The organism is Pseudomonas sp. DrBHI1 (genome assembly GCF_002205115.1).
In the GTDB taxonomy this organism is placed as follows: Bacteria; Pseudomonadota; Gammaproteobacteria; order Pseudomonadales; family Pseudomonadaceae; genus Aquipseudomonas; species Aquipseudomonas mosselii.
Genome location: NZ_NIBE01000030.1, coordinates 1 through 22,912 on the forward strand (window position 1 = coordinate 1; position 22,912 = coordinate 22,912).

Sequence of the window (22,912 nt, forward strand, 5' to 3'; positions counted from 1 at the left end):
CATCTATTGCTGGTTCCTGATGATGCTTGCGCAGGACTTAGCCAGCTGATGAAGACGCTGGCGGCGCGAGCGACGCGCTATCGTAATCGAGTAGAGGGTCGTACCGGTACATTGTGGGAGAGTCGTTTTAAGTCCAGCATTGTGCAGTCTGACACCTACCTGTTGGCTTGTTGCCGCTACATCGAATTGAATCCAGTCCGGGCGCGGATGACAGTTGAGGCTGGTGATTATCCTTGGTCGAGTTATTCGATCAGGATGGGAGCTGCAAAACGGCAGAATTGGCTTGATGATAATCCCTTGTTTGAAGCATTAGGGGAAACTGAAGAGCTCCGGCGCAAGCACTACGCCGAGTTTGTGAGGCAGGCGATATCGGACGAAGAGCTTAGCCTGATTCGAGACGCGGAAGGAAAAGGGGACAGATTTATTTTTACTGCTCTAATTTCGGCTCCTGGCAGCGAAGGGGTCCAGCTGTCATGTAGGTAGGCCGAGATTAGAGTGGGGAAAATAAATCTATCCCATTTTTTGCTTCGCGATGGTAAGTGTTTTATCAAGGGCTGTGTGCCGGTCGACTATATTAAAGCGGTAAAAAAATAGGTTTCTTATGGAGCCGAAAATATACGAACTTTTGAATCACATTCCAAAACATGCGGATTATGCCGTGAGTGCAGGAGATTTGGATCCAGAGGATATTCCACAGGATAGAATTGACGCCGTGCTGGATTTGCTTCGTCATGCGAATAACGATGAGGAGCACTTCTTGGCTGCGAAGTTACTGACCAGTTGGGGCATCCATGAAGGGTTGATTGCCTTGGAGGGGAGAATGGACAAACCTGGAGGCATTGAAGGAGTCTATTTTCATCGACTGCACGGATACGACGACACTTATCACCAAATACTCTTGGCTGTGACTCGGTATTTTGTCAACGTGGCTGATCGTGGAGATATCGAGGCTGCGAGAGTCCAGATCTATTTCCCCCTATCGAAAATCATTGCTTTGGCGAATAGTGAACCGTTTGAAATAGCCAAAATTTTTGATTTCGCGAGTAGTGAAAACTACTCAGAGTATGTGCCTCTTGTTGAAAAGCACCTTGTCGCCATAATTGATCATCCCGAAATACATCGCTGGAAAATTTATAATGCTATTGAGTTTTTTGATGGTTTTCAATCCCGGTTTCGTTGCGTTTCTATTGAAAGAGAAAAATAAGACGATTGATGATTTTAGGCCGGTGACATAAGGGCGATAGCCTCGGTGCAAAAGCAACTGGTGCAGCTGAAGTACCGGCTACGTCTGCAATAGATCTATTTTTCCTACTCTAATATCGGCCCTTGTGGGGTCGAATAGGTCGAGCAGCCATGTCATTCTCCTGATTCATCAGTCGTCAAGGTGATCCAAGGAGGATGCCGTCATGCCTAGAGGTGGACGAGTACTGCTACCACACTGCCCGCATCATATTGTCCATCGGGGTCACAATCGACAGGTTGTGTTTGCGCAAGATACGGACTTTCAACGCTACTTAGCCGATCTCCGAGAGTTGAAGGATGCCTTTGGAGTGAAAGTCTATGCGTACTGCTTGATGACCAACCATGTGCATCTATTGTTGGTTCCTGATGATGCTTGCGCAGGACTTAGCCAGCTGATGAAGACGCTGGCGGCGCGAGCGACGCGCTATCGTAATCGACTGGAGGGCCGTTCCGGTACCTTGTGGGAGAGTCGTTTTAAGTCCAGCATTGTGCAGTCTGACACCTACCTGTTGGCCTGTTGCCGCTACATCGAATTGAATCCAGTCCGGGCGCGGATGGTAGCTGAGGTTGGGGACTATCCTTGGTCAAGTTATTCGGCCAGGATGGGGGCTGTGAAACGGCAGAATTGGCTTGATGAAGACCCCTTGTTTGAAGCATTGGGGGAAACTGAAGAGCTCCGGCGCAAGCGCTACGCCGAGTTTGTGAGGCAGGCGATATCGGACGAAGAGCTTAGCCTGATTCGAGACGCTATTCAGCGAGGACAATTGACGGGTAGCAGCCGGTTCGTGGATGAGATCGCGCAGATCACTGGAAAACGTATTGAGCGAAGGAAGCAGGGCAGGCCGAAATTAGAGTAGATAAAATAGATCTGTCCCCTTTTTTGGTCCCCTTTTTTGGTCCTTTTTTGGTCCCCTTTTTTGCTCCAGCTCCTGGCAGCGAAGGGATCTAGCTGTCATGTAGGTAGGCCGAGATTAGGGTGGGGGAAATAAATCTGTCCCCTTTTTTCGCATAAGTCTGCTGCGGCTGCTTTTGGGAAAAGCAAAGGCGGGCAGTCAATTCCTTTGAATCAAGTGATTTTCTCGCGGGGCGAGAAAACTATTCAGCTAGATAGGCAGGCTATTAATAGCTTGTTAGGGAGATAAAAATGGCTAAGTTTCTATGTCGATGCTCTCATGTCATTAGCTTGGTTAGCTCTCCTGTTTCAGAGGAGTTCACTCTCGTTCCAAATAAGTTGTTGTGTGAATTGGCGGAGCGAGCTGATAAAGGAAGAATTCCTTTTGATGAGTTTTTTGATCGTATAGATGTAGTTGGAAAGGATGTTATTACTTGTCCTGCATGCGGTAGAGTTTGGATAAGAAAGGATGAAGGGGCAGGATATTGGCCCTATCTTGAAGAAAAGGAATAGCATTCCATCCGGGACAGACGGAAAAGGAGACGGAAAAGGGGACAGACGGAAAAGGGGACAGATCTATTTTTCCTACTCTAATTCCGGCTCCTGGCAGCGAAGGGAGCTAGCTGTCATGTAGATGGGCCGAAATTAGAGTAGGGGAAATAAATCTGTCCCCATTTTTTCCTCTCAGGTGGTCACGCCAGTGACATATCCCATGCTCAGCGACTGCTGGACGGTGTCCACATCCCTTTGAACCGAGGTAGGCCACGCAAGCGCTGCCGCTGGCTCCTGGCCGACAAAGGCTATGACGCAGAATCCTTGCGGCAATACTGCGACCGCTATCGGATGCAGCCGGTGATTCCGCTGCGTGACATGAAACGCAGACCGAAGCCGGGCTTACCGCGCCTGTTTGACAAGCCCAAGTATCGGCAGCGGAACGCCATCGAACGGCTATTTGGTTGGCTGAAGGAGCACCGCCGCCTGGGTACACGCTACTGCAAGCTGGCGGAAAGCTTTGCTGCAATGGTCACGCTGGCTTGCTGGCGACGGTGTTTACGACATTACTTTTCGTACAGTGCCTAGCTGTCATGTAGGTAGGCCGAGATTAGAGTGGGGGAAATAAATCTGTCCCCTTTTTTCGGGAGCAATTATTCTGCTGTCGGACGTATAAACTTAGCTTCCGAAAAAGCTGTATGCCCCAGCTGTACGGGAGTGGTTTTGCAGTTTAGGGAAAGGTACCCAAATATTCAGTTGAATGTATTTGCGCGGGACTAATGTAGAGGTGATTATGAAGTATTTAGAGATTAGGTCCGAGATGGAACTAATGTTTAAGCGAGGGGCCGGTGAGCAACGCCTGACATTGTATCAGGCTTTTGGTTACGCCTATGATGAGATGGATAACTATTTACAGTCTAAGGACGAAGGCGTTCGCTTGGCTGCCTATGTTTCATTGTTTATAATTCCTGTAAAAGCTGGATTGGAATTTATAGCGGAGGATCCTTTGACTCGGGATGTTGCGTCTGAGTTTATGGAAGTATACTCTCGTTTTAAAGTTGGAGGCTTCTGTCAATTGTTTGAAGATGGGGCGGTTATGCTGGTGGATGCTAGGGAGGTATTTGATTACTTGGTGAAATTTGGTTTGGTCTGATGTTGCAGGAAGAAGGGGCAGGTTTGAATGGCACTTACTTCGTCATCAATCCTTTGATTTGAAGGGAAGAGCAGAAAAAAGAGCAGAAAAAGAAGAGGGCGGAAAAGGGGGGCGAAAAAGAAGAGAAAAAGGGGGCAGATCTATTTTTCCTACTCTAATTCCAGCTCCTATCCTCCAAAGCTGTACAAGGGTTGAGTAACTCAAAACCTATTGACTTTATTTATGATCCGGTTAGTCAGCGGTTCATCATGGGGCGGAATCAATTTGGGCATGATGGGATATTAAATGCTGGAAAAATTCCGTCCTCTGACGCTATCGTCGGTGGCGGGATCTGGAAGGAAAATGGAGTTATTCGAACCTATGAATGGAGCGGGCATTACGGAATGAACTGGACTCCAAAGCTTCGTGAATAGTTCAAGTCCTTTATGACTAGTCATGGTGTGGATGTTACACATACTCCTGGAATATCTAGATGATAGATGAGCTGAAAGAAAAATTATTAATGGAGCTTGCTAGACTTGAAGGGCCATGGGAGAGCAAAAAAGAGTATGGCTCTGAAGGGGCTATCTTGAGTTGGCTTCCTGTGGCGAAGTTGTGTGGCGGACGTTTTTTATTGGGACTTACTTCTGGAGGTCTTTGGGCTAGATCAACAGAGTCGTTTGTGTACACGTTTGGGGATGAAGCTGAGTGTGTGTTTTTTTGCCTATACTAGAGGGTTCTCCAGGAGTAGTACGCTGCAAGATGATCGATGGGCTTAAAGTATATGGTCTTTCAGAGTGGGTTTTGGATTTTCTTCCATTTGAGAAGGTTGTTATAGAAGGTCTTAGGAGTCAGAGTGAATACTGGTCTGGTCTGGCGCTGAAGTGGGCATTGTTCGTTCCGAGGTCTGATATTTTGAAAGAGGAAATATATGCGTTGAGTAAAATCGGAGAGACTCAACAAATTCGTCACTCAGCAAGAAAGGTAGCTAAGCAGCTAAAAGATTCATGATATGAAAAGCGGAAAAGTGGAAAGGGCAGTGGAAAAGAGTGGAAAAGGGGACAGATTTATTTTTCCTGCTCTAATTCCAGCTCCTGGCAACGAAGGGATCTAGCCGTCATGTAGGTAGGACGAGATTAGAGTAGGGAAAATAAATCTGTCCCCTTTTGGTGTCGTCCCCTTTTGGTGTCCTGTATGATGTGTCTAACTCTCGGATTAAGGTCGTCGAATGGAATCAGGCACCGAATGGATCATATTTCCCCAAGAAGGGGGACGACACAAAAGCCTTTGAGGGAAATGTTCCTCAGTCGGTTCTTGAACATTTAGGGTTGAATTGATGAAAGCTTATCAAGGTTGTATTTCTAAAGATTCGTTGAATCTATTTGCTTCAGATATTGGCGTTGGAGAGTTTTTTTCATATGTAGGGAACTTGGTTTCATTGGAACAGGCGATTTCTGTTCTGGGTTTGCTTTCTCCCGATTTTGTTGAGGTTGATGGTCATGTTTTTTGGCTGCCTAATGCACAGCAATACGATTCGCAAAAAAAATGTTTAAAGGGGCTGGTCGAGACTGAAGCTGGTGCGTTGGAGCAAAGCACATCGCGTAAAGATGTTGAGCGGTACAGAAACATTTTCTCAATAAATCAGTTCTTTTCAAAGTGGGAGGATTCGCCGAATCGACCCGTATTTAAGGTTGGGCTGTCGGAGGAGGATTATCGTCTTTGTCATTTATTTGCCGAGCAGATCGCTAGGTATTGGAAGCGCGCGTTGTCAGACTGCTTTCCAGAGAAGGTTTTCCAGTTTGAGATCGCTGATGATCTTCTCGATGAGTATGGGGTTTGCCTGACATTCTGGCAGCTGTAGTTGTAATCAACTGGCCAAATGAGGAGGAACGGTTCGACGAGTTTGTCGAATTTGTTCTAACCACCTTGAGGGCTAGGAAGCCTGAGCGTGAGGAAGCCGAAAAGGGAAAAAAGCGGAAAAGGGAACAGATTTATTTTTCCTTTGTAGGGTGTTTAAAAAATGAGTGAACAAAAGCTGATAGAGCAACCAGCGGTTGACAGAATTGAAAAGCTGATTTCTGATCTTTCTGTCAATAGGAATAGTCGTTCTGAGAACGCCCTCTGCAAAGAAATACGACCGTTGTCAGGTAGTAAAAGAATGGAGGTTGTACAGGCATTGGCCAGTTTTAATGTTCGTCTGGGCGCAGATGTTGCAGCTCGAGTCCACTTGCCAGTTTATTATCAAGTGCAGTTGATTAGAAGCCTGCTTGCAGATGGTGGAAGTAATAAAATAAAGCAGTTCGTGGTGCGGTTGTTCGTACATCGAATGAAGACGGCTGTGGTTGTAAAGGAGTTGATGGCTGCGAAATGTAGGTATCCGAATGCGGTGAGCTTAATGGCGTACTACTATTCGAGTCTCAAGAGGGTTCGGTGTCGTGCTCAAAAAGATGCCCTTTTTTTGCTGAGGGATTTCAGGATATGTGGAGTTTAGATGGTCAAGTGTTAGCAGCTGCTATTCCGGTATGGATATTTAATTATCGTATAGTCGAGTTCTAGTTTTCTGCCCTGTATCACTAGAGTCTAGCTGGGCTGGATTGCAACTTGCGGCACCAGATGGATAAAGCCCCGCACAAGGCAGGGCTTTGAACGTGGCAATTTTATTTAAGGTAGCCGTTCTGGCGCATCCGCAAGCTGTAGATCCAGACAGCAACCAGCAGCATTGCTTGCAGGGTGCCCGGGAGTACGTACCAAAAAGCCTGCGGGTAAAGGCTCGCCGGAAGGCGGAAAATTTCTGGGAACATGAGCGGGATCAGCGTCAGGCCAAAGAGCAGTGCCCCAAGCAGGAACCATACGGACTTCGCGCTGCGCCTGTACAACAACACGCTGCTTGTGACGAGTAGAATGCATGACAGTGCTGGAGGCGCCAGCATAATCATTGCGAAATCACCCACCCTTGCCATTTCCCATCCTTCACCGACTAGCCAATAGGCAATTTTGCTGGTGATGAGCAGGCAGTAGATTACCGCAACCGTGACTAGCATCGGACGTGGGGCGTTCCGTACCTGAGGTGCACTTTTTTCCATAACTTCCAGATCTCATGGCGTGGCGGGTTAATCCGGCCAAAGTGCGCAGTCTACTGGAGGATTGGTGGATCTTGAAGTGGCCTGAAAACACCATACTACTTTTCGTACAATGCTTAATCGCACTCATCTGTAAGCTACGCGTTCAAGATGCTTGAAGTTTGCTCTCGAGTTCAAGCCGCCGGGGCTGCCTTGTAGCCCTTTCGCGGCAGAAGGCCGCTCGTACAGGGGGATGCGGCCTCCTGTAGGAGCGGCCTTTTGCCGCGAAAGGACCGCAAAGCGGTCCTGCTCCGCAAACGCCAACAGCTCAGTTCAACCAGCTCAACGCCGGCCCCTGGGGCACGATCCGGGTCGGGTTGATGTGGTTGTGCGAGTAGTAGTAATGCAGCTTGATATGCGCCATGTCGATGGTGCGGTAGATCGCCGGGATCTGCGTCAGGCGCACCAGGTACTGGTACAGCGCCGGGTACTCGGCCAGGGTCTTGTGGTTGGTCTTGAAGTGCACGTAGTACACCGCCTCGTAGCGGATCAGCGTGGGTAGCAGGAACAGGTCCGACAAGCTCAGCTTGCCGCCCACCAGGTACGGCTGCTTGCGCAGCCGGTGCTCGAGGGTGTCCATGGCCGCGAAGAACTGCTGGAAGGCCTGGTCGTAGCTCTCCTGGTCCGGGGCGAAGCCCATGTGGTAGACCATGCGGTTGATGTTGGTGTGCAGCCACTGGTTGAGCTCGACGATGTCGCAGCTGGAGCGGTCGGGCACCAGGTCGATCGGGGTCTTGGCCAGGGGCAGCAGGCGGGTGGCCATCTGCAGCGCCAGCTCCGCCGAATCGTTGTGCACGATACGGTTCTGCTGGCGGTCCCACAGCACCGGCACCGACTGGTTGCCGGTGAAGCCCGGGCGCGAACGCTCGTACAGGCTCGACAGCAGGGTCACGTCTTTGTGCAGCGGGTCCTGGTCGTGCTCGTCGAACTCCCAGCCCTGGTCGTGGCGGCGGGCCGCCACCGAGGTGACGTCCAGCGCGTCTTCCAGGCCCAGCAGGCTCTGCACCAGGTGCACCCGGTGCGAGAACGGGCAGGCGTGGGAAATGTACAGGTGGTAGCGGTTGGGCTCGGCCACCAGTTCGCTGAGGAACAGCTCCTGGACCGACGGGTTGTCTTGGCTGCGGGTCATCTTACCTTCCTACGGCGGTGGCCAGGCTTGGGCATGGGCGTTCGCCGAGGGCGGCGATGCTGTGCTGGATCTTCAGGTTGGCGGCGGCCAGGCCTGCGGCCAGGCTCTCTTCGCCCATGCCCAGGCCTTCGGCGTAGATGAACTCGACGCTGTTCAGGCCGACGAAGCCCAGGGTCTGTGACAGCCAGCCAGCCAGGGTGTCGGTGCCCTGGCTGTAGATGCCACCGCTGGCGTTGAGCACGTGCACCGGCTTGTCGTCGAGCAGCCCGACCGGGGCGCCGTCGACGTAGGTGAAGGTGACGCCGCCGCGCACGATGTAGTCGACCCAGGTGTGCAGGATCGACGGTGCGCCGAAGTTGTAGCGTGGCAGGCCGATCACCACGCGGTCGGCTTCCTGGATCTCTTCGATCAGCTCGTTGGACAGCTTCAGCGCCGCGGCCGCCTCGATGCTGCTGGCGTCACCGCCGAACAGGGCGTCCATGGTCACCGCATTGAGGTGCGGGATGGGCTGGGCGTGCAGGTCGCGTACCACCACCGACGCTTCGGGGTTGACCTCTTTGAGCTGCTTGAGGAAGTTGTCCACCAGTTGGCCGGAGAAGCCGCCATCGGACTTGATCGAGGAGCGGATGACCAGGACCTTGTGATTCATTGCGCGAATCCTTTCTGTGATGTGTGTGATAGCCAGTCTTGAGCAATCGGGCGGGAGTGAAAAGCGCAGATAATCAGGGTATTACCCTTAAGGTTGTCATGTATCGCCAAGGGGCTCTGGGCTGGAACGAGCGCGGGGCAAGCCCGCTCCCACAAATCGCATGGGAGCGGGCTTGCCCCGCGATGAACGTGATGGGTGATTACGCCATTACCACTCGCGCTTGAGCCTGAACTTGCTCAGCTGCGCGCTGGCGATGCGTGTCTGGCTGCCGTCGGCGTTGACCCGCCAGGCCTCGGCCTGGGTGAACATCAGGTTGCGGCCGTCGCGGATCACCTTGGCGTGGAACAGCACCTCGGTGTCCCGTGGCGTGGCCGACAGCAGCAGGGTGTTGAAACTGTTGGTCAGGGCGTACTCGTCCGGCCCCAGCAAGGGCAGGGTGGCGAGCATGCTGGTGACGTCGAGCATCGAGTAGATCACCCCGCCGTGCAGGGTCTGGCTGAGGTTGTCGATGGCATCGGTGACGGTCAGCCGGCAGGTGCACTGGCCGGGGGACTGTTCCAGCATTTCCAGCCCGCAGTAGCGCTGGTAGGCGTGTTCGAGCAGCGCGCGCGAGTGCGCGGCGGCGTGGTCGCTGATGGTGCTCATGGTGTGATCCTTCACAGGTGCCGGGCAATGATTTCCAGCATGATTTCGTGGGTGCCGCCGCCGATGGCCAGCAGGCGGGCGTCGCGGTGGATGCGTTCGACCAGCGAGGGCTCGACGCAGCCGTGGGCGCCATGCAGCTGCACGGCGTCGCGGGCCAGGGTTTCCAGGGTCTGCACGGCGCTGTTCTTGGCGATGGCCACCTGGTGCGCGTCCAGGGTGCCTTCGGCCTGGCGGGCCACGCAGGTGTCGACGAACTGGCGGCTGACCGTCAGCTGCGCGTAGTGCTCGGCCAGGCGCTGGCGGATCACCGACTTGTCGAACAGCGGCTTGCCGCCGACCTGGCGGCTCTTGCACCAGTCGATGGCGGCCTGCAGGGCCATGTCGGCGCTGGTGATGGCCATTACCGCCAGGTTCAGCCGCTCCTGCTGCAGGCTGGCCTGCAGCAGGCGGCCGACGCCGCCCTTGCCGGTCAGGCGCAGCGCTGGCACGTCGACAAGCTCCAGGTCGGCCAGCGGCAGGCAGCGCCAGCCCAGGGCCTGGCGCGGGGTGTGGCGGATGCCGGCGGCGGAGCCTTCGACCAGGAATAGCGCCAGGCCGTCCTCGCAGTGGCCGACCATCAGCAGCCAGTCGGCACGGGTGGCGTTGCAGATGAACGCCTTGTGCCCGTTCAGCCGGTAGCCATCGGCCTGGCGCGTGGCCCGGCACTCCAGGGCGCGCAGGTCGGAGCCGGCCTGGCGCTCGGTGATCGCCAGGGCGATGCTCTGGCGGCCGTCGAGCACCGCCGGCACCAGGTCGTGGACGATCGGGTGGCCGGTGGCCTGCACTGCCTTGAGGCTGACGAAGTGCGAGCCCAGGCCCATGGTGATGCCCTGGGCGCCGCTGCGGGTCAGCTCCTCGATCAGCACCGCCACGGCCCGCGGGTCGTCCGGCAACTGGCGGTGGTCGTGGCCCAGGCCGAGCAGGCCGGCGGCGCCGGCCTCGCGGTTGAGCGTGGCCGGGTAGGCGCCGAGCTGCTCCCAGGCCGCCACGTTCGGCGTGATGCGCTCGCTGACGAAGGCCTGCAGGCGCTGGCGGTATGCTTCACTCATGGCGATCTCCTCAGAACACCGTGGTCAGGGCCAGGTCGTGGAAGCGCTCGACGATCGGCCGGATCCGCGAGGAGGTCATGGCGCTGTCCTCCTCGAAGTAGTACAGGTCGGTCATGTCGCGCATCACTTCCAGCATCACCCGCGAGCGCTCGGCGGCGCGGATCTCGTAGCGCTGCAGGGCGCTGTCGAGGCGCTCGTCGCAGCAGCCGACCAGGGCCTGGGCGAGCATGAAGGCGTTCTCCAGGCCCAGGGTCAGGCCGTAGCCGAGGGTCGGCAGCATGGCGTGGATGCTGTCGCCAAGCATCACCACGCGGCCGTTCTGCCAGCAGCCGGCGCCGGTCAGCGCCATCATCTTGTGGGTGAGGATCTGCTCGTGCTCGGTGGCCTCCATCATCCGCACCACATCCGGCGGCAGGTCGGCGAACAGCCGCACCAGGCCGTCGCGGTCGAGCAGCGGCTGGTTGCGGTGCTGGTAGGCGGCGAACCAGTAGCGGTACGGACGGTCGGCCGCCAGCGGGTAGGTGACCACTCGCGAGAACTCCGAGGCGAAGATCTGGCAACGGTCGGGCAGCAGCAGCGGCGAGTCGAACTCGACCATGCCGCGGCTGGCCACCAGGCCCGTGTCGTAGGGCGTCAGGCCCGGTTCCAGGCACTGGCGCACGGTGGAACCGACGCCGTCGCTGCCGATCACCAGGTCGAAGTCTTCCTGTTCGCCATTGCTGAAGGTGACCCGTGCCTGTTCACCGACCTTCTCCACCTTCTCGCAGCCCATCTGGTAGCGGATCTGCCCGGGGGCCAGGCGTTCGCGCAGCAGGCCGAACAGCTCGGGACGCGGGAACATCACCGCCGGCGCCGGGATCCCCAGGCCGTCCGGGCGCACCGGCTGGCTGTGGATCAGGCGACCGTCGCGGCCATGGGTGTCGAGGAACTCGATGGCCTTGCCGCGGCCGATGAACCCGGTGTCGTTGAACAGGAAGCGCAGCACCTGCACGCCCTGGGGCCAGACGTAGATACCGGTGCCCGAGTCGCGCGGGCCATTGGCCCGCTCGTACACCGTGGCCTCGAGGCCGAAGCGCTTGAGAATCAGGGCGCAGGCCAAGCCATTGAGGCCGGCGCCGATGATCGCGATCTTCATGCGGCCACCTCGTTCAAGGTGTTCCAGCTCTGGCCACTCATGCGGTAGCGGCGTTGCAGCAGGCACAGGCTGGTCAGCTCCATCAGCATCGGGTCGAGCAGGCCCTGTTCCTGGGCGCTGAGGGTCGGCAGCTGCTTGAGCAGGGTGCGGACCTTGGCCGCGTCGAAGAACGGCAGGGCGTCCAGGTCACGGCTGTGCAGGGTGTCCTGCACCAGTTGCCACAGGCGGCCTTGCTGCTGCAGGGTGGCCGGCGGGGCGCGGAAGTAGTGCTTCTTGCGCTCGTACAGGGCCTTGGGCAGGTAAGGGCGCATGGCTTCGCGGAACACGTACTTCTCGGTGGCGCCGCGCACCTTCATCCACACCGGCAGTTGGCAGGCCAGTTCGACCACGTGGTGGTCGAGCAGCGGCACGCGGCCTTCGATGCTGTTGGCCATCTCCATGCGGTCGCCCAGGGTGGTGAGGACGAAGTTCGGCAGGTACGACTTGGCCCACAGGTACATGGAGTTGTGCACCGGGTCGCGGTCGGCGAGCTTGCCGTGGTCGAGGCGGTCGAAGAACTGGCGATACGGGTCGACACCGGTGAAGTGGTCGCGGAAGTCACCGCGGTACAGGCTCTCCAGGGCCTTGAACCAGCCGGCCTGGTTGTCCAGCCACGACACGCCGTGCTTGAGCTGGTCGACCATCCAGTGGATGTCGTGGGGCATGTGCGCGTTGGTGTAGCCCTGCTCGTTGGCCTGGATGCGCTGGCGCAGCAGGTCGATGACTTTCGGGTCTTGTTGTTCGTTGTTGTACAGCAGCATGTCGCGGCGGAAGTGCGGGTAGCCGGCGAACACTTCGTCGGCGCCTTCGCCGGTCAGCACCACCTTCAGGCCGGCCTTGCGCACTTCCTTGCTGAGGATGTACTTGGCCACGCCGTGGGCATTGAAGAACGGCGTCTCGTTGTGCCATACCGCCTGCTCGAAGTTGTCCGCCAGGTCGTCCTGGGTGATCTCGATGGTGTGGAAGCGCGCGCCGTTGTGCTCGGCGGCCATGCGCGCGAAACGGTTCTCGTCGTAGTCGTCCATGTCGGTGAACGACAGGTTGAAGGCGTCCAGCGGCTCGCCCTTGAGGGCGGTGGCCATGCCCAGCATCGCCGAGGAGTCGATGCCGCCGCTCAGGTACACGCCCATCGGCACGTCGGCGCGCAGGCGCAGGCGCACCGCTTCTTCGATGGCGGCGCGCACGGATTCGATCATGCCGGCCTCGTCGCTCGGCGCCGGGGTGTCGCGGCGGGCGAATTCCATGTCCCAGTAGCGGCCGCTGTGCAGGCCGCCGTGGTCGACCATCACCCAGCAGCCCGGCTGTACGCTGCGCACGCCTTCGAACAGGGTGTGGTCGCGCAGGTAGAAGGCGCGGCTGGCGTAGGCGTTCTCGTCCCAGGTCGGGTTGACGCCGGCGGCCAGCAGGGCCTTGATCTCGGAGGCGAAGTACCAGTTGCCTTCATGCTGGGTGTAGAACAGCGGCTTGATGCCCAGGCGGTCGCGCACCGCCAGCATCAGGCGGCGACGGCGGTCGAACAGGACCATGGCGAACTCGCCGCGCAGTTCCTTGAGCCCGGCCATGCCGGAGCGGCGGTACAGGTGCAGGGCGATCTCGCTGTCCGAGGCGGTCTTGAAGATCGCGCCTTCGGCCTGCAGTTCGGCACGGATGCGCTCGTGGTCGTAGAACTCGCCGTTGACGATCACCGCTAGGTCGCCTTCGTCGGCGACGATCGGCTGCATGCCGTTGTCCAGGCCGATGATGCTCAGGCGGGTGTGGCCGAGCACGGCGCGCTCGCCCGGGTCACGCCACAGGCTGTGCTCGTCCGGGCCGCGGTGGTTGATGGCGGCCAGGGCGTCGAGGATCGACTGGTCGCTGATGCTGTTGCGTTTGGACTGGTAGACACCGATGAAACCACACATGGCAAAATCCTTTTCTCATAGGTCGGGCGTCGTCGGCGACGCCGGAACGGCGCGGGCTTCGTGGTCCGCGCACCCAGGGTTCATTGCGCCCAGTCGGGGCGGCTGCGTTCGAAGAAGGCGGCAAGACCGTGCTGGCCCTCGCTGGAGGTGCGCAGGCGGGCGATCAGCTGCAGGTTGCAACCCTGCTCGTCGAGCAGGTGGTCGCGGCCTGCCAGGCGCGCCAGCATCTGCTTGATCTCGCGACTGGCCTGGGGGCCGGTCTGCAGCAGGGTGGCCAGCCAGCGGTCGCGGGCCTGCGCCAGCTCGGCGGCGGGCACCAGGCGGTGGACCAGCTGCAGGCGCAGCGCGTCCTCGGCGCCGAACACCTCGGCCGAGAGCATGTAGCGCCGTGCCTGGCGCACGCCCATGGCGCGCACCACGTAGGGGCTGATCAAGGCCGGGGCCAGGCCCAGGCGCGCCTCGCTGAAGCAGAACCGCGCATCCTCGGCGGCCAGCACGTGGTCGGCGCAGCACAGCAGGCCCAAAGCCCCGCCGAACACCGCGCCGCGGGCCAGCATCAGCACCGGCACCGGGAAATCGTCCAGGCGCTGCAGGACGTTGGCCAGCAGGCTGGCGTCCTCCAGGTTGCGCGCATGGTCGAACTCGCGGCTGCGGCGCATCCACTCCAGGTCCGCCCCGGTGCACAGGTGCTCGCCGGCGCCGTCGAGCACCAGGGCGCGCAGCCCCGGGTGCTCGGCGAGGGCCTGCAGCTGCTCGTGCAAGGCCCCGAGCAGGGCCTCGTCGAGGGCGTTGCCGGCATGCGGACGGTTCAGGGTCAGGCAGGCGACCGCAGGTTGCGGCCAGCTCAGCAGCACGTCGCTCATGGTCGTCAGCTCGCCATCTTCAGGGACAGGGCGGTGCTCTCGTACTGACGGCGATAGCCCTCGCAACCGCCGTAGCGGAACGCGCCGCCGGTGACGTACGGGGTGCTGTAGTCGGCCACGGCCGGGTGGTTGTCGCCGTAGAACCAGCTGCTGTACTGCTCATGGCCCAGGCGGGTGCGGCTGGCCAGCATGCGCGCATGCGCCTTGCGCCGCGAATGGGCCTGGTAGCCCGGCACCACGGTGGCGCTGAAGAACTCGCCGACGCTGCCCGAACCGTAGCTGAACAGGCCGATGTTGCGCCCGGTCAGGTCCTCGTCGCTGTTGTCCAGCAGCGACAGCAGGGCGATGTACAGCGAGGCGGTGTAGCAGTTGCCGATGGCCTTGCCGTACAGCTGGCTGGTGGAGTAGGCCTTCTCGCCCAGGGCCTTGGCTGCTTCAGGCTCGATCGCCTCGAACACCGAGAAAGCCTTCTTCGCCATCTTGGTGAACGGCTGGTGGAAGCACAGGAAGCTCATGTCTTCCAGGCCCAGGCCGCCGTCGGCGCGGTAGCTCTGCCAGGCGTTGCGCAGCGACTCCAGGTAGACCTCGATCGACAGCTTGCCGTCGACCAGCGCGGTGCTGCGCAGGTTCGGCCGCCAGAAGTCCGAGACGTCCAGGCTGTAGCGGCCCTGGTGCGGGTGCAGCTCCAGCAGGCGCGGGTTCTCGGCCACGATCATGGCCACGGCGCCGGCGCCCTGGGTGCATTCGCCCTCGGAGTTCTGCTCGTAGCGGGCGATGTCGGTGGCGATCACCAGCACCTTCTCGTGAGGACGCTGGGCGACCAGTGCGCGGGCCATCTGCAAGCCGGCGGTGGCGCCGTAGCAGGCCTGCTTGAACTCCACCACGCGGCAGTCGGCGCGCAGGCCGAGCAGGCTGTGGACGAACAGGCCGGCGGCCTTGGACTGGTCGATGCCGCTCTCGGTGGCGAGGATCACCGTGGCGATCGAGGCGCGGGTGGCGTCATCGAGCAGCGGCAGGGCGGCGTTGGCCGCCAGGGTCACGATGTCTTCGTCAGGGGCCGGCACGGCCATGAACTCCTGGCCGATGCCGACCAGGTACTTCTGCGGATCGATACCATGCCGTTCGGCAAGTTCTTCCAGTGCGAAAAAGTGTTGCGGTACAGACAGCCCAATATCATCAATGCCGATTTTCATGTGTATGCCCAATTATTTTTCACTGTTGAAAAAATCCCAAAATACACAACCGGTCTTGTTGTTCCGGTGCCAGTCCCTGCTGGCCATTTAATTATTGCGGCTGAAGCTTTTGCCAAAAAAAGCGAATAATTCCGATGGGATTGATGACGCCTGTTCATGGTTTTTTTGGCTATTAAGTTATGCGTTTTTTAGTGCGCGCAGGCGCAGGCCCCGTGCTGCCACGCGGCTTCCATAAAGGTTTGGGAGAGGGTGTTGAACAATATGGCAATTAAAATTTTCAATTAAATTAATATGAAAATTTTATGGCGTTATCGCCGCATACTTTGCCGTGTTGTTCCGGCTGTTGGTTTAGGCCGTATCGCGTGTGCATCTCTGCATGGGGGACGCTCCTTGTCCATTATTCATCCATTAGTGCCGGACACTGTCCGGGACGTTGTTGTCGCACGAAGTGGCCTGGGCGAATAGTGACAAAAAGTGCGTGCATCGCGGCATGGTCTTCATGTGTCGTGCGCAGCTGTGGTACAACGCCGCAGGACACAGGATTCGTCGCCCGGTTTTCGGGTACACAAGGAGGTGATGGTGTTTTCCAAGATCAGTCTCGATCAGTGGCGCGCGTTCGTCTGCACGGTCGAGTGCGGCGGTTTCCAGCAGGCCGGCGAGCACATGTACAAGTCGCAGTCGGCCATCAGCCACTCGGTCAACCGCATGGAAATGCTCCTGGGCCAGGAGCTGTTCATCATCGAAGGCCGCAAGGCCGTGCTCACCTCCCTGGGCAAGGCCCTGCTGCCCCAGGCCAAGCACCTGCTGGGGGCGGCGCAGAAGCTCGAGCACCTGGCCAACCAGTACCAGCCGGGGCTGTTTACCGAGCAGGCGCTGGCGGTGGATGTGCTGTTCCCCATCGAATTGCTGCAACAGGCATTGCAGGAGTTTGCCCTGGAGTACAAGGATCACCGTATCCGCCTGTACGAAACGGCATTGTCCGGGGCCCGCGAGCTGCTGGAGGATGGCAAGGTCGAGCTGGGCATCGCCAGCAGCCTGCCTTCCGGTTACCTGCAGGAGTTCCTGCTCAATGTCTCGCTGGTCTGCGTGGTGGGGGCCAGCCACCCGCTGAGCGCGGCGCAGGGGGAGTTGAGCCTGGACGACATGAAGAACCACCGGCAGGTGGTGATCCGCGATTCCGGCACGCGCAATTCGCAGAACAGCGGCTGGCTGGGGACCTCGCAGCGCTGGACGGTGAGCAGCCTGGCGGCGGCCGAGAGCTTCGTCGAGCGGGGGATGGGCTTTGCCTGGTTGCCGGAGCATCGGGTGCAGCAGGGGCTGGCGCAAGGGCGGTTGGTGCGGGTCAACCTGCAGCATCAGCGGGAGCGGGAGGTGCCGATGTACATGGGGTATCCCGAGGAGTACCGGCACAGTCCCGAGGTGCGGTTGCTGGCGCAGATACTGCGGGAGCGGTGTCGGGAGTATCGGCCGGGGTGATTGTTGGGGCAGCTTGATGTGCGTTTCATTGCGGTGTCGATTCCAGGTCCCCGCCGTTCAAGGTGTTCTGAGTCAGCGTTTGGCTTTAGCTCGCCGGGGCCGCTACGCGGCCCTTTCGCGACACAAGGCCGCTCCCACAGGATATGTGCCGGTTCTGCCATGGCGCGGTCCCTGTGGGAGCGGCCTTGTGTCGTGAAAGGGCTGCGCAGCAGCCCCGGCCATCTCGAACACTGTCAGATGTTTCCGAACCTGAAACCAAATGCTTCAGCCGGCAAAGCTTGGGAACTATCCTACGCGCTTGCCGGAAGCTGCTGCGTTGTCGGGGAAATACCCCACGGATAACTTCACGGGGTCGCCATATCAGGTGACCGGGTGTGAGAACCCGAGGCGTAAAGTATCGGCAATCCAGTTATGGCAGCCGTGCCCGGGCAGACTTCGGTCTGGCCGAGTTTCTCTTGCGCCTCGGTTTCTCACCCCGTGCACGGCTGCCACCCTTTGTCCCGTGAGAAAGGCGCCGGAGGGCAGCATTCTTGAACTGCGCAGGAGTGTTGACCATGAAAAAGATCGTCCCAGACCCACCCCGTCTAGCCCCCTTCATCGCTATCCGCCCGACCCTCACCCGCGAAGAAGCCATGGCTGCCGCCGTCGAAGTGGCCACCGCCATTTCCGATGTCCTCGATATCTACTTCAAGACCGACCCTGGCGAAGCCCAGGACCGTCTGTTCGCCGCCAGCGACTACCTCGGCCAGCTGGCCTGTGCCTTGCTCGAACACAAGCCAGAGGTGCAGCCATGACCAACGCACGTACCGCAGGCCGGACCCGCTGCATGGACCTGTTCAAGGTCGAGCCGGGCATTCCCTTCGCGGATGCCTTCAGCGAGTTGTCGGTGCTGCTTGGCTGCATTCGCCACCTCACCTGCGAGGCCGAGATGGAAGGCGACCTGATGGCGGGCAGCGCAGCGCGCATGTTGAGTGCCATGGCCAAGGCGTTGATTGATGATATGGAGTTGGGGATGAACAACAGGAATCGATAAAACGTTGGGGCCGCTGCGCGGCCCCGACGATCCCAATGCTTCACCCGCGCAAATCACTCGGCAGGAAATCCCGCTCCGGCTCGTAGTCCAGCTTCAGATACCCCGCCAGCTCGCGCAGGTCATCCGGGCTCAGGCTGCCGGCTTGTTGCTTCAGGCGCAGGCTGTCGACGATGTACGCATAGCGCGAGACGTTGTAGTCGCGCACCGCGTTGTACAGGTCGCGCTGGGCATCGAGGATATCGACGATGTTGCGGCTGCCCACCTCATACCCCGCCTCGGTGGCCCGCAACGAGCCCTGGCTGGAGATGATGCTCTGGCGCCGCGCGCGCACCTGCTCGACATCGCTGACCACCGCGCGGAAGGCGTTGCGCGACCCTTCCAGCACCTCGCGTTCGAGGCTGGTGCGGCCGTACTCGGTGCGCGCCAGCTCATGGGTGGCCTGGCGTACCCGCGCGCTGGTGCCGCCGCCGCTGAACAGCGGCAGCTTCATCTGCACCATCACCGAGCTGTCGCGCTGGTTGCCGGAGCGCTGGCCGAAGTGCGCGCTGGAATCCATCAGGTCGCTGTCGCCCTCGGCGTAGCCCATGGCCAGGTTGAAGGTCGGCAGGTGATCGGCCTTGCTGCTGCGCAGGGTCTGGCCGGCCTGGCTGACGGCGGCCTGGCTGGCGCGCAGGCGCAGGTTCTGCGCCATGGCCTGTTCGACCCAGGCCTCGGCGCGTGCGGGCACCGGCGCTTGCACCGGCAGGCTGTGGCGGATCCCGGCCAATGCCGGTTGCGCCTGCCCGGTCAGGCGCATCAGCGCCTGGTAGGCGTCTTCGCTGCGGCGCTGGCTGTCGATCAGGTTGGCGCTGGCGCGGTCGAAGCTGGCCTGGGCCGAGAGCATGTCGTTCTGGTCGGACAGGCCGGCGTCGTAGCTCAGCCGGGTCTGCTGCAACTGGCGGTCGAAGGCGCGCAGCTCGGCCTTGGCGGTGGCCAGGTTGTCCTCGGCCAGCAGGGTGTCGAAGTAGCGGCTGGCGGTGTCGAGGATCAGTTGCTGCTGGAACGCCGAGAAGTCCAGTTCGGCCTGTTCGTTCTCGGACTGCGCGGCCTTGAAGTCGAACCAGCGGCTGAGGTCGAACAACGGCTGGTCGAGGCTCAGGCGGTACAGGCTGCCGCTGCGCTGCTCGACCCGGTGGCGGTCGCTGCGCACGTCGCCGGCCTCGGCATCCAGGGCCACCTGCGGCAGCAGGCGGGCGCGGGCCAGGGGCACGGCCTCGCGGCGGGCCAGGTAGTTCTCGCGGGCGGCGGCCATGTCGCTGTTGTGCTCGACCACCTGGGCGTACACCGACATCAGTGTCGCGCGCTCGGCGGCAACGGCCTGGGCCAGGGGCGCCAGGAACAGCAGGGGCAGAAGGGTCTTACGTAGCATGTCGTTTCTCTTTATCCGGGCCGGCCGCTCCCTGTGGCAGCCGATCACGGCTGCCACAGGGGAGGGCGGGCGAAGGGGTCAGGCCGGCTGGGTGTAGGCGGCCAGTTCCTGCAGGCGTGGGTCTTCGCTGGCGCGGTGGTCCTTGGCCAGCAGCGAGTACACGGTGGGCAGGATGAACAGGGTGAACAGCGTGCCGACCAGCATGCCGATGACGATCACCAGGCCCAGGCTGAAGCGGCTGTGGGCACCGGCGCCGCTGGCCAGCAGCAGCGGGACCAGGCCCACCACCATGGCCGCGGTGGTCATCAGGATCGGCCGCAGGCGGATCTGCGCGGCGCGCTCGATGGCCGTGCGGCGGTCGAGCTGGTCGGCCTGCTGCAGCTCGTTGGCGAACTCGACCATGAGGATGCCATGCTTGCTGATCAGGCCGACCAGGGTCACCAGGCCGATCTGCGTGTAGATGTTTACCGTGGCGTAGCCCAGGTACAGCGGGATCAGCGCGCCGCACACCGACATCGGCACGCTGACCAGGATCACCAGCGGGTCGCGCAGGCTTTCGAACTGCGCCGCCAGCACCAGGTAGATGACCAGGATGGCGAAGATGAACGTCACCACCAGGGCGCTGCCTTCCTGGACGAACTGGCGGGCATCGGACAGCCAGTCATGGCTGAAGCCGGTGGGCAGGGCATTGGCCTGGGCGGCGAGGAACTGCACCGCGTCGCCGATGCTCACGCCCGGCGCCGGCACCGCCTGCAGGGTGGCCGAGTTGAGCTGGTTGAACTGGGTCAGCTTGTTGGGCTCGATCGACATGTCGAAACTGACCAGGGTCGACAGCGGCACCTGGGCGCCGTTGGCGGCCTTGACGTACTGGCCGACCAGCATTTCCGCCGACAGGCGCTGGGCCCGTGCCACCTGCGGGATCACGTCGTAGGAGCGGCCGTCGAGGGCGAAGCGGTTGACGTAGTTCTCGCCCACCAGCACCGCCAGGGCGTCGCCGATGGCCTGCATGCTGATGCCCAGGTCGTTGGCCTTGCTGCGGTCGATGTTGATGTTGACCAGCGGGCTGTTGAAGTCCAGGTCGCTGTCGACCACGGCGAACAGGCCGCTGGCCATGGCCGCCTGCTTGATCTTGTCCATGGCGTCGAACACCACGCGGTGGTCCTGGGAACTCTGGATCACCATCTGCACCGGCAGGCCGCCGGTGGAGCCGGGCAGCGGCGGCAGCTGGAAGGCGAAGATGGCCACGCCCTCTATCTCGCCCACGGCTTTCTGGATCTCGGCCTGCAACTGGTCGGCGCTGCGCTGGCGCTTTTCCCAGGTGCTCAGGTTGGCGCCGCCGAACGCGGTGCGCGGGCCGTCGTTGCCGTTGACCACCCAGGTGATGTCGGTTTCCGGGAAGGTGGCGAACAGGCGGTCCATGCGGTGCGCGTACATCTCGGTGTAGTCGATGTTGGCGTACTGCGGGGCCTTGGCCACCGCCAGCACCTGGGCCTGGTCCTCGACCGGCGCCAGTTCGCGCTGGGCGCCGAGGTAGAGGATCGGCAGGCTGACGAACACCGCCGCGGCAATCGCCAGGGTCAGCCAGCGGTGGTGCAGGGACACGTCCAGCACGCGGCCGTAGCCCTTGCCCAGCCACTGGAAGAAGCGCTCGGCGCCACGGGCCATCGGCCCTTCGCTGGCCTGGCGGTTGAGCAGGAAGGCGCTCATCACCGGCGACAGGGTCAGTGCCACCACGCCGGACACCACCACGGCGCCGGCGAGGGTGAAGGCGAACTCCTTGAACAGCGCGCCGGTCAGCCCGCCCATCAGGCCGATCGGGGCGTACACCGCGGCCAGGGTCAGGGTCATGGCGATCACCGGGCCTGCGATCTCGCGGGCGCCGACCAGCGCCGCCTGCAAGGGCGACTTGCCTTCCTCGATATGGCGGTGGACGTTCTCCACCACGACGATGGCGTCGTCCACCACCAGGCCGATGGCCAGGACCATCGACAGCAGGGTCAGCAGGTTGATGCTGAACCCGAACAGGCTCATGATCGCCGCCGCGCCGATCAGCGACAGCGGGATGGTCACCAGCGGGATCAGCACGCTGCGCAGCGAGCCGAGGAACAGGAAGATCACCACGGCGACGATCACCACGGCTTCGATCAGGGTCTTGACCACTTCATCGATGGACGCCTGGATGAAGCGCGCCACCTCGAACACGATGTTGGCGGTCATGCCCGGCGGCATGGTCTCGCGGATCTGCGGCATCATCTCCTGCACCGCGCCGACGATGGTCAGCGGGTTGCCGGCGGGGGTGGCGTGCAGACCGATGAACACCGCCGGCTCGCCGTCCATGATGCCGCTGGTGTCATAGGAGGTGGCGCCGAGCTCGGCGGTGCCGATGTCGCTCAGGCGGATCAGCGTGTCGCCGTCGCGGCGCACCACCATCTGGCGGAACTGGTCGACGCTGGTCAGGTCGGTGTTGATGTTGATGTTGGCCGAGACGTACTGGCCCTTGGTCTGGCCGGGGGCGGCCTGGAAGTTGTTCTGGCGGATGGCCTCGGCCACGTCGCTGGCCGACAGGTTGCGCGCGGCCATGCGCGCCGGGTCCAGCCACAGGCGCATGGCCAGCTTCTGGCCGCCGAGGATCTGCGCTTCGGCCACGCCGTCGATGGCCGCCAGGCGCGGCTGCACCACGCGGGAGATATAGTCGGTGATCGCCGGCAGGCCAATGTCCTTGCTCGAGAAGCCGACGTAGATCACCGCCGTGCCTTCGCCGGAAGACTTGGCCACCACCGAGTCGTAGGCGCCTTCGGGCAGGCGGTACTTGACCTGGTTGACGGCGGCCATGATCTCGGTGAGGGCCTTGTTGGAGTCGGCGTTGAGCTTCAGGCGCACGCTGATCACGCTCTTGCCCTGGGTCGAGGTCGAGCTCAGGTAGTCGACGCCGTCGACCGAGGCCACGGCCTGCGAGATGGGCTGGGTGACGAAGCCCTGCATCAGCTGCGAGCGGGCGCCGGGGTATTCGGTGGTGATGGTGATGGTCGCGCTTTCCAGCTGCGGGTACTGGCGGATCGGCAGGTTCAGCAGCGCCAGCAGGCCAAGCATGACGATCATCGCGCAGACCACCAGGGTCAGTACCGGGCGGCGGATGAACAGGTCGGTGAATTTCATGGTGCTACAGGTCCTTTTCAGTGGCACGCAAACCCATTACTGCTGGGCCAGGTCCGGCTTGCGCGTGGTGCTGGCGGCCAGGGTGTCGTCGGTGACCCGCACCGGCATGCCATTGCTCAGGCGGATCTGCCCGGACACCACCACGCGGTCGCCCGGGGTCAGCGCATCGAGCACCACCACGCGGTCGTCGCGGCGCGCGCCGAGCTTGACGAACACCTGCTCCACGCGCAGCGCGCCGTCCTTCTCGCGCAGCACGTACAGCGAGTTGCCGTAGGCGCTGTAGCTGATCGCCGTTTCCGGCACACTGAGCACGTCGGCGT

Annotated in this window: 22 protein-coding genes and 4 pseudogenes; 14 read left to right on the forward strand and 12 right to left on the reverse strand. The window is 60.6% G+C overall.

Annotated elements, in window-relative coordinates; genetic code table 11:
• The 11 genes and pseudogenes from CC207_RS26640 to CC207_RS26655 form a co-directional block, all read left to right on the forward strand.
• The coding region (locus CC207_RS26640) for a transposase (protein WP_371916440.1) at positions 1-483 on the forward strand (483 nt) is incomplete at its 5' end.
• 118 nt (positions 484-601) lie between these two features.
• Positions 602-1,235, forward strand: a pseudogene (locus CC207_RS05300) (hypothetical protein).
• A 171-nt stretch (positions 1,236-1,406) separates the two neighbouring features.
• A complete protein-coding gene (locus CC207_RS05305) occupies positions 1,407-2,099 on the forward strand; it encodes a transposase (RefSeq protein WP_028692816.1) in 693 nt (230 codons plus the stop codon).
• A 287-nt stretch (positions 2,100-2,386) separates the two neighbouring features.
• A complete protein-coding gene (locus CC207_RS26645) occupies positions 2,387-2,647 on the forward strand; it encodes a hypothetical protein (RefSeq protein WP_143496071.1) in 261 nt (86 codons plus the stop codon).
• Positions 2,648-2,809: 162 nt separating this feature from the next.
• Positions 2,810-3,214, forward strand: a pseudogene (locus tag CC207_RS05310) (IS5-like element ISPsp10 family transposase); the annotation flags it as partial.
• A gap of 27 nt (positions 3,215-3,241) precedes the next feature.
• Positions 3,242-3,406, forward strand: coding sequence for a deaminase domain-containing protein (locus tag CC207_RS28245; protein ID WP_158216132.1), 165 nt, complete (start codon positions 3,242-3,244; stop codon positions 3,404-3,406).
• Between the two features lie 13 nt (positions 3,407-3,419).
• Complete coding sequence (locus tag CC207_RS05320; RefSeq protein WP_081791652.1) at positions 3,420-3,779, forward strand: hypothetical protein; 360 nt, start codon at positions 3,420-3,422, stop codon at positions 3,777-3,779.
• Positions 3,780-3,961: 182 nt separating this feature from the next.
• Positions 3,962-4,192 (forward strand): annotated as a pseudogene (locus CC207_RS28250) (polymorphic toxin type 43 domain-containing protein); the annotation flags it as partial.
• Positions 4,193-4,520: 328 nt separating this feature from the next.
• Positions 4,521-4,769 carry a hypothetical protein gene (locus CC207_RS26650; RefSeq protein ID WP_143496073.1) on the forward strand — a complete coding sequence of 83 codons (249 nt, stop codon included), beginning with the start codon at positions 4,521-4,523 and terminating at the stop codon, positions 4,767-4,769.
• Between the two features lie 325 nt (positions 4,770-5,094).
• Complete coding sequence (locus tag CC207_RS05330) at positions 5,095-5,619, forward strand: hypothetical protein (protein WP_069017272.1); 525 nt, start codon at positions 5,095-5,097, stop codon at positions 5,617-5,619.
• A 159-nt stretch (positions 5,620-5,778) separates the two neighbouring features.
• On the forward strand, positions 5,779-6,249 hold the full coding sequence (locus tag CC207_RS26655) for a hypothetical protein (protein ID WP_143496075.1): 471 nt from the start codon (positions 5,779-5,781) through the stop codon (positions 6,247-6,249).
• 166 nt (positions 6,250-6,415) lie between these two features.
• Here CC207_RS26655 and CC207_RS05335 read toward each other — a convergent pair whose 3' ends face one another.
• From CC207_RS05335 to CC207_RS05375, 9 genes are all read right to left on the reverse strand, one after another.
• Complete coding sequence (locus CC207_RS05335) at positions 6,416-6,841, reverse strand: hypothetical protein (protein ID WP_139121094.1); 426 nt, start codon at positions 6,839-6,841, stop codon at positions 6,416-6,418.
• Between the two features lie 304 nt (positions 6,842-7,145).
• Complete coding sequence (locus CC207_RS05340) at positions 7,146-8,006, reverse strand: glutathione S-transferase C-terminal domain-containing protein (RefSeq protein ID WP_051555768.1); 861 nt, start codon at positions 8,004-8,006, stop codon at positions 7,146-7,148.
• A 1-nt stretch (position 8,007) separates the two neighbouring features.
• Positions 8,008-8,655: an FMN-dependent NADH-azoreductase gene (locus tag CC207_RS05345; protein ID WP_088851691.1), complete on the reverse strand. Its 648-nt coding sequence runs from the start codon at positions 8,653-8,655 to the stop codon at positions 8,008-8,010.
• Between the two features lie 207 nt (positions 8,656-8,862).
• The gene (locus CC207_RS05350) at positions 8,863-9,300 is read right to left on the reverse strand and encodes a PaaI family thioesterase (RefSeq protein WP_028692820.1); all 438 of its coding nucleotides are present in this window, start codon (positions 9,298-9,300) and stop codon (positions 8,863-8,865) included.
• An 11-nt stretch (positions 9,301-9,311) separates the two neighbouring features.
• A complete protein-coding gene (locus CC207_RS05355; protein ID WP_028692821.1) occupies positions 9,312-10,388 on the reverse strand; it encodes an acyl-CoA dehydrogenase family protein in 1,077 nt (358 codons plus the stop codon).
• 10 nt (positions 10,389-10,398) lie between these two features.
• The gene (locus CC207_RS05360; RefSeq protein WP_028692822.1) at positions 10,399-11,523 is read right to left on the reverse strand and encodes an NAD(P)/FAD-dependent oxidoreductase; all 1,125 of its coding nucleotides are present in this window, start codon (positions 11,521-11,523) and stop codon (positions 10,399-10,401) included.
• Positions 11,520-13,463 (reverse strand): asparagine synthase (glutamine-hydrolyzing), encoded by a 1,944-nt coding sequence (gene asnB / locus CC207_RS05365; RefSeq protein WP_028692823.1) that lies wholly within the window; start codon positions 13,461-13,463, stop codon positions 11,520-11,522. The genes CC207_RS05360 and asnB overlap by 4 nt, the downstream gene beginning before the upstream one ends.
• Positions 13,464-13,543: 80 nt before the next feature.
• Positions 13,544-14,326 carry an enoyl-CoA hydratase-related protein gene (locus CC207_RS05370; protein ID WP_028692824.1) on the reverse strand — a complete coding sequence of 261 codons (783 nt, stop codon included), beginning with the start codon at positions 14,324-14,326 and terminating at the stop codon, positions 13,544-13,546.
• A gap of 5 nt (positions 14,327-14,331) precedes the next feature.
• Positions 14,332-15,519 (reverse strand): hydroxymethylglutaryl-CoA synthase, encoded by a 1,188-nt coding sequence (locus CC207_RS05375; protein WP_062360730.1) that lies wholly within the window; start codon positions 15,517-15,519, stop codon positions 14,332-14,334.
• Between the two features lie 579 nt (positions 15,520-16,098).
• Here CC207_RS05375 and CC207_RS05380 point away from each other — a divergent pair.
• From CC207_RS05380 to CC207_RS05390, 3 genes are all read left to right on the forward strand, one after another.
• Complete coding sequence (locus CC207_RS05380; protein WP_052896062.1) at positions 16,099-16,995, forward strand: LysR family transcriptional regulator; 897 nt, start codon at positions 16,099-16,101, stop codon at positions 16,993-16,995.
• A gap of 554 nt (positions 16,996-17,549) precedes the next feature.
• Positions 17,550-17,789: a hypothetical protein gene (locus tag CC207_RS05385; protein ID WP_036986827.1), complete on the forward strand. Its 240-nt coding sequence runs from the start codon at positions 17,550-17,552 to the stop codon at positions 17,787-17,789.
• Between the two features lie 32 nt (positions 17,790-17,821).
• A complete protein-coding gene (locus CC207_RS05390) occupies positions 17,822-18,028 on the forward strand; it encodes a DUF3077 domain-containing protein (protein WP_088851693.1) in 207 nt (68 codons plus the stop codon).
• Between the two features lie 40 nt (positions 18,029-18,068).
• On the opposite strand, the gene CC207_RS05395 is transcribed toward CC207_RS05390, so the two are convergent.
• The 3 genes and pseudogenes from CC207_RS05395 to CC207_RS26970 all read right to left on the reverse strand — a co-directional run.
• Positions 18,069-19,436 (reverse strand): TolC family outer membrane protein, encoded by a 1,368-nt coding sequence (locus tag CC207_RS05395; RefSeq protein ID WP_088851692.1) that lies wholly within the window; start codon positions 19,434-19,436, stop codon positions 18,069-18,071.
• A gap of 78 nt (positions 19,437-19,514) precedes the next feature.
• Positions 19,515-22,592 carry a MexW/MexI family multidrug efflux RND transporter permease subunit gene (locus CC207_RS05400; protein WP_028692827.1) on the reverse strand — a complete coding sequence of 1,026 codons (3,078 nt, stop codon included), beginning with the start codon at positions 22,590-22,592 and terminating at the stop codon, positions 19,515-19,517.
• Positions 22,593-22,628: 36 nt separating this feature from the next.
• Positions 22,629-22,912, reverse strand: a pseudogene (locus CC207_RS26970) (efflux transporter periplasmic adaptor subunit); the annotation flags it as partial.